Annotated in this window: 8 protein-coding genes; 4 read left to right on the top strand and 4 right to left on the bottom strand. The window is 70.4% G+C overall.

Annotation, left to right across the window (positions count from 1 at the left end):
* Positions 1 to 45 precede the first annotated feature (45 nt).
* Positions 46 to 1,740 (top strand): DNA repair protein RecN, encoded by a 1,695-nt coding sequence (recN, locus tag ABIC66_RS05600; RefSeq protein ID WP_354069379.1) that lies wholly within the window; start codon positions 46 to 48, stop codon positions 1,738 to 1,740.
* Between the two features lie 112 nt (positions 1,741 to 1,852).
* On the opposite strand, the gene ABIC66_RS05595 is transcribed toward recN, so the two are convergent.
* A complete protein-coding gene (locus ABIC66_RS05595) occupies positions 1,853 to 2,980 on the bottom strand; it encodes an acyltransferase family protein (RefSeq protein ID WP_354068413.1) in 1,128 nt (375 codons plus the stop codon).
* Positions 2,981 to 3,065: 85 nt separating this feature from the next.
* Here ABIC66_RS05595 and ligA point away from each other — a divergent pair, with 85 nt between their 5' ends.
* From ligA to ABIC66_RS05580, 3 genes are all read left to right on the top strand, one after another.
* On the top strand, positions 3,066 to 5,417 hold the full coding sequence (gene ligA / locus ABIC66_RS05590) for an NAD-dependent DNA ligase LigA (protein ID WP_354068412.1): 2,352 nt from the start codon (positions 3,066 to 3,068) through the stop codon (positions 5,415 to 5,417).
* Complete coding sequence (locus ABIC66_RS05585) at positions 5,393 to 6,028, top strand: 3'-5' exonuclease (protein ID WP_502910308.1); 636 nt, start codon at positions 5,393 to 5,395, stop codon at positions 6,026 to 6,028. The genes ligA and ABIC66_RS05585 overlap by 25 nt, the downstream gene beginning before the upstream one ends.
* Before the next feature lie 125 nt (positions 6,029 to 6,153).
* Positions 6,154 to 6,570, top strand: coding sequence for a DUF2147 domain-containing protein (locus ABIC66_RS05580; RefSeq protein ID WP_354068410.1), 417 nt, complete (start codon positions 6,154 to 6,156; stop codon positions 6,568 to 6,570).
* A gap of 128 nt (positions 6,571 to 6,698) precedes the next feature.
* Here ABIC66_RS05580 and ABIC66_RS05575 read toward each other — a convergent pair whose 3' ends face one another.
* The 3 genes from ABIC66_RS05575 to ABIC66_RS05565 all read right to left on the bottom strand — a co-directional run bounded on the left by ABIC66_RS05575 (position 6,699) and on the right by ABIC66_RS05565 (position 9,916).
* Positions 6,699 to 8,510 (bottom strand): aminopeptidase P family protein, encoded by a 1,812-nt coding sequence (locus tag ABIC66_RS05575; protein WP_354068409.1) that lies wholly within the window; start codon positions 8,508 to 8,510, stop codon positions 6,699 to 6,701.
* A 42-nt stretch (positions 8,511 to 8,552) separates the two neighbouring features.
* Entirely contained in the window at positions 8,553 to 8,984 is a 432-nt protein-coding gene (locus ABIC66_RS05570) for a hypothetical protein (RefSeq protein ID WP_354068408.1), read from the bottom strand.
* 65 nt (positions 8,985 to 9,049) lie between these two features.
* Entirely contained in the window at positions 9,050 to 9,916 is an 867-nt protein-coding gene (locus tag ABIC66_RS05565; RefSeq protein ID WP_354068407.1) for a 50S ribosomal protein L11 methyltransferase, read from the bottom strand.
* Between the last annotated feature and the right edge of the window lie 34 nt (positions 9,917 to 9,950).

Raw genomic sequence — 9,950 nt, 5'->3', positions numbered from 1 at the left:
CCTTTGCGCTTTGAAAAACTCTGATTCCCGGCGATCTTGCGCATCATGCTGATCGGCCTCTCCATCCGTGACGTCGTGCTCATCGAGAGCCTGGATCTCGCCATCGGCGAGGGCCTGACCGCGCTCACCGGCGAGACCGGCGCGGGCAAGTCGATCATCCTCGACGCCCTGGGCCTGGCGACCGGCGCGCGCGCCGACGCCGGGCTGGTGCGGCGCGGGGCGGCTGGCCACGCCTCGGCCACCGCCATCTTCGCCCTGCCGGCCGACCACCCCGCCTTCGCCTATCTGGACGACAAGGGCCTGGACTACGCCCGTGACGAGGACCTGGTCCTGCGCCGCCAGCTGTCGCCCGACGGCCGCTCCAGAGCCTTCGTCAACGACCAGGCCACCAGCGTCGGCGTGCTGAAGGATCTGGGCGGCCTGTTGCTGGAGGTCCATGGTCAGCACGAGACCGTCGGCCTGCTGGACCCCAAGACTCATCGCGGCCTGCTGGATGCGTTCGGCGGCGTCGCGGTCTCGGCCGTCGCCGCGGCCTGGAGCGGCTGGCGCGCCGCCCGCGAAAAGGCCGAGGGCCTGCGCGATCTGGCCGGCCGCGCCGCCGCCGAGACCGAGGAGCTGACCCTGCGCCTCTCCGAGCTGGACCGCCTCGACCCGCGCGAGGGCGAGGAGACCAGCCTGGCCGAGGAGCGAGCGCTGCTGAGCGCGGCCGAGAAGGCCATCACTGACGTCGCCGCCGCGCAGGACGCGCTGGGCGGCGACTTTTCCGGCAAGCTGGCCCAGGCCTATCGCGCCCTGGAACGGGCGCGCGACCGCGCCCTGCAAGCCGGGGCCCCCGCCCAGGGCTCGGCCATGAGTCGCCTGTCGGCCGCCTGCGAGGCCGTCGACCGGGCCCTGGTCGAGGCGCAGGAAGCCAGCGCCGCCATCGACGCCGTCGCCGAGTCGTTCGAGTTCGAGCCCGACAGGTTGGAAAAGGCCGAGGAGCGGCTGTTCGCCCTGCGCGGCATGGCCCGCAAGCTCAATGTCCTGGTCGAGGACCTGCCGGCTAAGCGCGCCGAGTTCGCCGCCCGCCTGCAGGCGATCGAGACCTCCGAGGAGGCCCTGAAGGCCGCCGACCAGGAGGCCGCCGAAGCGCGCGAGGCCTATCTGTTCGCGGCCGAAGCCCTGTCGGCCGAGCGCCGCGCCGCCGGCGACGCCCTGGCCAAGGCCGTCGAGGCCGAACTGGCCCCGCTGAAACTGGAAAAGGCCAAGTTCCGCGTCGCCGTCGAAGCGCTGCCCGAGGAGCGCGCCGGCCCGACCGGCTTGGACCGGGTGGCTTTCGAGATTTCGACCAATCCCGGCGCGCCGTTCGGCCCGATGGAGGCCATCGCCTCGGGCGGCGAACTAGCCCGCTTCGCGCTGGCCTTGAAGGCCGCCCTGGCCGGACGCGGCGGCGGCCCGCAGCCGCTGATGATCTTCGACGAGGTCGACCAGGGCGTCGGCGGGGCCGTGGCCGACGCCGTGGGTCTGCGCCTGAAGCGCCTCGCCGCCAACGCCCAGGTGCTGGTCGTCACCCACTCGGCCCAGGTCGCCGCGCGTGGCGACGCCCACTGGCGGATCTCCAAGTCCGGCGACGACACGTCGACCCGGACGAAGGTCGAGCCGCTGAGCCCCGCCCAGCGCGAGGAAGAAATCGCCCGGATGCTGTCGGGCGCCGAGGTCACCGAGGCCGCGCGGGCGGCGGCGCGGGCCTTGATGGCTTAGCTCTCTTCTGTCATCCCGGAAGGCGCGGAGCGCCTATCCGGGACCGCCGGAAGCGCTGAGCTTGCTGCGATCCCGGCTCTTCGCTGCGCTACGGCCGGGATGACAGGAAAAGTTAGGCCCGCGCCGGCGTCGCGTTGATCGCGACCGCTTTCGCTTGCCGCCCCTTGATCCACCGCTGCAGCGGCGCGTCCACCATCCGCTCGAACACCCAAGCGGCCACGATCGTCGCCGGGATAGCCAATGCCCACAGAACCCAGGTCGCGACGATGGGCAGACCGATCTTGGCCTCGACCGCGCGGACCAGGCCGAACCAGACCACGGTGGTCAGCGAATTGGTCAGGAACAGCGAGAACGACAGCTGACCCGCCGCGCCGGCCCAGCGCCAGGCTCTCGGCTTGGACGCGCCGGCCGCGTAGATCAGGAAGGCCAGCAGCGCCAGGCTGAAGTGGTCGAAGTTCCCGAGCGCCTGGATGCCGACGACGATCGCCAGGGCGGCGACGGCTAGCGGCAGGGCTTGGCGGCGGGCCAGGGCGGTCACCGGCAGGCGGGCGACCAGCAGGCCGATCATGAACAGCGGCACGCCCCGGATCAGGCCAAAGCGCAGCGGCAGCTGGTAGCCGTGGACGCCGAGCACGTCGAAGGCGGCGAAGTCGATGGCGACCCAGGCGCAGACGCCCATGGCCAGCAGCTGCAGCGGGCGGTTCGTGGCGGCCACACGACGCCAGACCATCGGGAACAGGGCGTAGGCGACGATCAGCGCCGACAGGGTCCAGGTCGGAACGTTCCAGCCGGAGGCCCCGGGCACGAACCAGGCCTGGACCAGGAAGATCTGCGGCAGCAGCTGATCCCACTGGAACCACTGGGGGTTCTGCGGGGCCAGGCCGATCACGCTGGTCAGGACGAAGAAGGCGACGAACAGAGCTAGCATGACCAGGTGCGACGGCCAGATCCGCTGCACGCGGCGCTTCAGGAAGGTGAGGGTGTCGACCTCGGAATTCAGAACCCGGGGTCCGTAGGTGCGCGCCAGCACATAGCCGGACAGCATCAGGAAGAAGTCGGTGGCCAGATAGCCGCGCCCAAACGCCGGCGACAGGCTGAACAGCGACACCGGGGCCCGCTCGGCCACGTGGTAAAGCACGATGAACAGCGCCGCCAGGAACCGCAGGGCGTCCAGGGGACCCTCTCGCGACAGGGTCGGCAATGGGCCTACGGGCGCGGGGACTGTGCTGGACTTGAACATGGCGGCTCCTTGAACCGTCCCCGTCGCAAGGTCGGCGCCACGTTGCTAACGTATCCGCCTCGCCAAGCCTTCGGATTCGCCGCCCGTGTCCCAGATCCCCGTCGCCGACCTCACCGAAGCCCAGGCCGTCGAGGAACTGGAGCAGCTCGCCGACCAGCTGACCGCCCACGACCTGGCCTATCACCAGCAGGATGCGCCCACGATCAGCGATGGCGAGTACGACGCCCTCAAGCGTCGCAACCTCGACATCGAGACCCGGTTCCCGCACCTGGTCCGCGATAATTCCCCGTCCATGCGCGTGGGCGCGGCGCGCGCCGAGCAATTCTCGCCGGTCGAGCACGGGGTGCCGATGCTCAGCCTGGACAACGCCTTCTCCAATGACGAGGCGATCGAGTTCGATGCGCGGATCCGGCGGTTCCTGCGGCTTTCGCCGTCCGACACCGTGGCCTACACGGCCGAGCCCAAGATCGACGGCCTGTCGGCCTCGCTGCGCTACGAGAAGGGCGTGCTGGTCCAGGGCGCGACGCGCGGCGACGGCCGGGTGGGCGAGGACGTCACGGCCAATCTGCGGACCATCGCCGACATCCCCCACCGCCTGAAGGGCTCGGGCTGGCCCGACGTGATCGAGGTGCGCGGCGAGGTCTATGTCGAGCTCGACGCCTTCGCCGCCTTCAACGCCGCCGCGCTCGAGGCCGGGCAGCGCACCTACGCCAACCCGCGCAACTTCGCCGCCGGCTCGCTGCGCCAGATCGATCCGAAGATCAGCGCCCAGCGGCCGCTGCGGTTTTTCGGCTATGCCTGGGGCTTGCTGTCCGAGCCGTTCGCCGACAGCCAATGGGGCGCGCTGGAAAAGCTCTCCGAATGGGGCTTCGTGACCACGGCCCCGCCGGCCAAGCGCGTCGAGAACGCCCAGGGCCTGCTGGACGTCTACGCCGCGTTCGAGACCCTGCGGCCGACCCTGGGCTTCGACATCGACGGCGTCGTCTACAAGGTCGACGACCTGGAGCAGCAGCGCCGTCTAGGCTTCGTCTCGCGCTCGCCGCGCTGGGCCATCGCCCGCAAGTTCCCGGCCCAGCGGGCCCGCACCATCCTGGAAGCCATCGACCTGCAGGTCGGCCGCACCGGCGCCATCACGCCCGTCGCGCGGCTGAAGCCAGTCACGGTCGGCGGCGTCTCGGTGACCAACGCCACCCTGCACAATGGCGACGAGATCGCTCGGTTGGACGCGCGCATCGGCGACACCGTGATCATCCAACGGGCCGGCGACGTGATCCCGCAGATCGTCGAGGTGGCGCTGGAGGCGCGGCCCGACCCGGCGCCGGAGCCCTACGAGTTCCCGCACGTCTGCCCGTGCCCGCTGCGAACGCCGCTGGCCCGCGAGGTCACGGCCTCGGGCCAGGAATCGGTGGTGCGCCGTTGCACCGGCGAGTTCGCCTGTCCGTTCCAGCGGGTCGAGCACCTGCGCCACTTCGTGTCCCGCCGCGCCTTCGACATCGAGGGCCTGGGCGAGAAGCAGCTGCAGGCGTTTTTCGACGAGGGCTGGATCACCGAACCGGCCGATATCTTCAAGCTGGCCAAGGACGAGGAGAAGCTGGCGACCCTGCGCGAACGCGACGGCTACGGCGAGACGTCGGTCGCCAACCTGATCAAGGGCATCGAGGCCCGGCGCACGATCGGCATGGACCGGATGATCTACGGCCTGGGCGCGCGCGACATCGGCGAGACCACCTCGACCGTGCTGGCCCGCAACTTCGACCGCTTCGAGGACCTGCAAGCCGCCGCCGAGAAGGCCGCCCAGGGCCTGCCGGGCGAAACCTATCTGGAGCTCTCCACCGCGCCGGGGGTCGGGCCCAAGGCGCTGGACACCCTGGTCGAGGCGGGGAAGGGCGGGCCGATGGCCGATCCGTGGCCGCAAACGGATGATCTGGAGATCAAGATCGGCCACGCGGTCCCCAAGCTGACCAAGCCGGCCCGCGCGGCCCTGGCCCAGCGCTACGGGACCTGGGACGCCTTCGCCGAGGGTCTGGCCGCCGCCGCCTCGGGCGCGCCGGGCGACGACTATCTGCACCTGGCCGCCATCGACGGCGTGGGTCCCGTGGCGGCCCAGTCGCTGGCCCGGTTCTTCGCCGAGGACCATAACCGCGCCAAGGTCGCCAATCTGGTCGCCGAGCTGGACATCCAGCCGGTCGCCAAGCCCAAGACCGACACGGCCGTGGCCGGCAAGACCATCGTCTTCACCGGCGCGCTGGAGAAGATGACCCGCGACGAGGCCAAGGCCCAGGCCGAGGGGCTGGGGGCCAAGGTCGCCTCGTCGGTGTCGAAGAAGACCGACCTGGTCGTCGCCGGCCCCGGCGCCGGCTCCAAGCTGAAGACCGCGACGGAGTTGGGCGTCCAGGTGATGACCGAGGACGAATGGCTGGCGATGGTGGGGGCATGACGGTCATCGCCATCGACTTCGAGACCGCCAACGAGCAGCGCGCCAGCCCGTGCTCCATCGGCCTGGCCTGGATCGAGGACGGCCAGGTGGCGCGGGTCGAGCACCACTACATCCGTCCGCCGGGCATGCGGTTCGCGTCGTTCAACATGGCGTTCCACGGCATCCGGCCCGAGCACGTCGAGGACGCCGAAGACTGGCCGGACGTGCTGGAACGCCTGCGGCCCGCGCTGCAGGGCGCCCTCGTCTTGGCGCACAACGCCTCGTTCGACATCAGCGTCATTCGCCGGACCTGCGAGCACTACGACATCAGCCCGCCTGGCTTCGACTACGCCTGCACGGTTCAGGTGGCGCGAAGCGTCTGGCCGGACCTGCCGTCGCACAAGCTGAACGTGGTCTGCGGTCATCTCGGCGTCGACTTCGCCCACCACGACGCGGCGGCCGACGCCTATGCATGCGGGCGGGTGGCCCTGGCGGCGGCCGGCCTGAACGGCGTCGGGCATCTGCGCGACCTGCCGGGCAGACTCGGCATGACGCTGGGGCGGCTGGATCCCGACGGTTATGCGCCCCCACGCGGAGCCCCGAAGTATCGCCGGCCGGCCTTCGCCGGTTGAGGCGGATCGTCGCGACCGCAAATCACGCCTCGTTTTCGCCGCGCCTCTTGTCCTGACTGGGCGGATCACGCAACGAATGACGCCAAACGCGCATTCGAATGCGCGAACCGATTTGGGAGTTCTAAATGCTGCGCACCATCCTGCTCGCCGCCGCCCTGACCGCCATGGCCGCCCCGGCCTTCGCCGCCGACGTCACGGGCCTGTGGGCCACGCCCGGCAACGGCGGCCAGGTCGAGATCGCCCGCTGCGGCAACAGCCTGTGCGGCAAGCTGGTGACCTCGAACAACATCAAGAACGACCCGACGCTGAAGGACACCAAGAACAAGGACGAGGCCCAGCGCGGCCGGACCCTGAAGGGCCTGCAGATGCTGTACGACTTCACCGGCGGCCCCAAGAAGTGGACCGGCGGCAAGGTCTACAATCCCGAGGACGGCGGCACCTATTCGGGCACAATCGAGCAGCTCAGCGACAACGAGCTGAAGCTGAAGGGCTGCATCGTCGCGCCATTCTGCAAGACGCAGAAGTGGACGCGGATTCGGTAAGGCTGCTTACTCGCCCCCTCCGGGCCTTCGGCCCTCCTCCTCCGTAGGGGGAAGACGGACGCGCATCTTCCGCCCCCTCCGGGGGCGGACGACCATGCGAAGCATGGTCAGGTGGGGGCAAGTGACCGCTAAAGCGGCGCGCAGACCTCTTCCATCCAGGCCCGCACTTCCGGCTCAACCCGCGGCCCGATCTCGCGCAGCACCCGCGCGTGGTAGGCGTCGACCTGCGCTGTCTCCTCGGCCGTCAGCAGCGCCTTGTCGATCAGGCGACGATCGATCGGGGCCAGGGTCAGGGCCTCGAAGCGGTGCATCGGGCGGTCGCCGCCGGGGATGTCCTCGGCCGGCATGACGACTTCCAGGTTCTCGATCCGGATGCCGTATTCGCCGTCCTTGTAGTAGCCGGGCTCGTTCGAGACGATCATGCCGGGCTGCAGGGCGATGACGTTCGGGGCCTTGGAGATCCGCTGCGGGCCTTCGTGGACGCCCAGATAGACGCCGACGCCGTGGCCGGTGCCGTGGTCGTAGTCCAGCCCCTGCGCCCACAACGCCATCCGCGCCAGGGCGTCGATCGCCGAGCCGGTGGTGCCGGCCGGGAAGCGCAGGCGGGCGATGGCCAGGTGGCCCTTCAGCACCAGGGTGTTGCGATTGACCATCTCGGCCGACGGCTCGCCGATGGCGACGGTGCGGGTGACGTCGGTGGTGCCGTCCAGATATTGGCCGCCGCTGTCGACCAGCAGCAACGAGCCCATCGCCGCGCGTTGGTTGCTGCGCTCGGTCGGGCGGTAGTGGGGCAGGGCGCCGTGGCCGTTGGCCGCGCCGATGGTGTCGAAGCTGAGGTCCTTCAGCACGCCGGTGGCCTCGCGGAAGGCCTCCAGCTTGGCGACGGCCTCCTTCTCGTCCGGCGGATTGATCTGGCCCTCGGTGGCGAGCCAGTGCAGGAAGCGGGTCAGGGCCGCGCCGTCGCGCTTGTGCGCCTCGCGTGTGCCGTCCAGCTCGACGGCATTCTTGCAGGCGCGGGGCAGGGTGCAGGGATCCATGGCCCGCACCACCTTGGCGCCGGCGGCGGCCAGGGTGTCGAAGTACCAGGCCGAGGACTGGCCGGGATCGACCACGACGCTCTTGCCCGACAGGTCGCCCAGGGCTTCCTCCAGCTTGTCCGGTGTCTCCAGCGAGACCTGGTTGCCCAGCCAGGCGGGCAGGTCGGCGGTGACCTTGGCCGGCTCGATGAACAGGCGCGCCGTGCCGTCGGCGTTGAGGATCGCCTGCGACAGCGGCAGGGGCGAGCGGATGACGTCGCCGCCGCGGATGTTGAACAGCCAGGCGATCGAGGCCGGGGCGGTGATCACCGTCGCGTCCGCGCCCAGCCCGGCCACCGCGGCGCCGACGCGGGCGCGCTTGGAGCTCGACTCCTCGCCGGCGTATTCGACGTAATGCGGAACGATCGGCGCCATCGGCTGGGCGGGCCGGGCCTGACCCCAGGCCTGGTCGACTGGATTGGCGGCGACGGGTTTCAGCACCGCGCCGGCCCGGCTGGCGGCGGCCTTCAGGCCGTCCAGGGCCGCGGGGCTGTGCAGGCGGGCGTCGTAGCCGATCACCGCGCCCTTCTCAGCGGTTTCCAGATAGGCGGGCACGCCGCCCTCGACGAGGTCGCGGATCTCGAACACGCCCTGATCGACCTGCTCGCGAACCTGCAGTGTGTAGCGGCCGTCGACGAACACCGCCGCACGGTCCTTCAGGATCACGCCGGCCCCGGCCGAGCCGGTGAAGCCGCTGGCCCAGGCCAGGCGGTCGTTGGCGGGGGGCAAATACTCGTTCTGATGCTCGTCCTCGTGCGGCACGAGGAAGCCATCCAGGCCCTGGGCGGCCATGGCCGCGCGGATCAGGGGGACGTGCTGGGGACCAAAGGACGGGTCGGTGGATTCATCGAAGGTCTGGCGCATGCCTCGATGTAATCCGCCGGCCCGGCCCTGGAAAGGGGACGCTTATTGCTGCGGCTGCGCCGGCGGATTGTCGGGCGAGGCGGCTTGGTCGTTGCGGCTGGCAGCGGCGCGGTCGGCGGCGTCCTGAGCCGACTGGGCGGCGCTCTGTGCGGCTTGCTGGCCGTCGCGGCGGACCTGGTCGGCGGTCGCGCGGGCGTCGCGGGCGGCGTTCTCGGCGGCGGCTTGGGCGGCCTGGGTGGCCGAGGAGGCGCCTTCGACCAGACCGGCCTGGCGGCCCTGTTCCTGGGCCTGCTGCAGCTGGTTCGGATCGGTCCCGCTGGGACGCATCATCAGGAAGCCGACGGCGACGACCGCGACGATGGCGATCATGCCGGCGATCAGCCAGCCGGCGTTGTTGGAGCCGCTCTCGCGGACCTCGACGTGACGCTCCACCGGACGCTCCGGCGGCGGGGTTTGGGGATCGGTGTAGGTCATGGGCGGTTCCTCCAGCCACAAGGCTTGTGCCCAGAGAAACGTGGCCCTTGACCGCGCGGTTCCGGTCAGGGGCGCTGCAGCACCAGCGTCGCCCAGGCGTCGCGGTGGATGCGGTTCACCACCTTGAAGCCGCGCGACAGATAGGCCGCCTTGACCATCCGCTCCTGGGTGCGCAGCAGGCCCGACAGGATGACCGTGCCGCCGGGGACCAGGGCGCGCTTGATGTCCTGGGCCAGGCTGATCAGCGGGCGCGCCAGGATGTTGGCGAACACCAGGTCGTAGGGCGCGTTTTGCGCCACCAGCCTGTTCGACAGGCCCGAAGCGTGGACGAAGCGGGCGTTGGCCTTGTTGACCTGGGCGTTTTCCTTGGCGATCCGCACGGACGGCTTGTCGATGTCGGTGCCGACGGCCAGCTTCGCGCCCGTGCGGGCCGCGGCGATGGCCAGCAGGCCCGTGCCGGCGCCGACGTCCAGCACCTTGTTGAACTTGCTGCCCTTGATCAGGCGGTCATAGGCCTGGAGGCAGCCGACGGTGGTGCCGTGGTGACCGGTGCCGAAGGCCGCGCCAGCCTCGATGCGCAGGTTGATCGTGCTGGCCGGCAGGCGGCCACGATCGTGCATGCCGTAGACGAAGAAGCGGCCGGCTCGCACCGGTGGCAGGCCCGACAGCGCCATGGCCAGCCAGTCGGCGTCGGCCAGGGTGTCGCGCGTGACCTTCAGGTCGTGTTCCGCCAAGAGGGCCATCAGGCCCGCGTCCTCGTCTTCCGTGGTCGGGAAGGCGTCGATGCGCCAGACGTTCTTGTCCTCGTCCTCTTCCAGGATCGAGTAGGTCGCGCCTTCCAGGCCCGGATGGTTGTCGATGGCGTCGGCGGCGGTCTCGGCTTCGGCGCGCGCGCCGCGGGCGACGATCTGCTGGGGCGTATAGTCGGTCATGCCGCTCCGTTAGCGGCAAAGGGTCGAAAAAGCG

Origin of the sequence: Caulobacter sp. 1776, from assembly GCF_040545685.1 — a bacterium.
Classification (GTDB): domain Bacteria; phylum Pseudomonadota; class Alphaproteobacteria; order Caulobacterales; family Caulobacteraceae; genus Caulobacter.
This window is presented reverse-complemented; position numbering and strand designations above follow the sequence as displayed.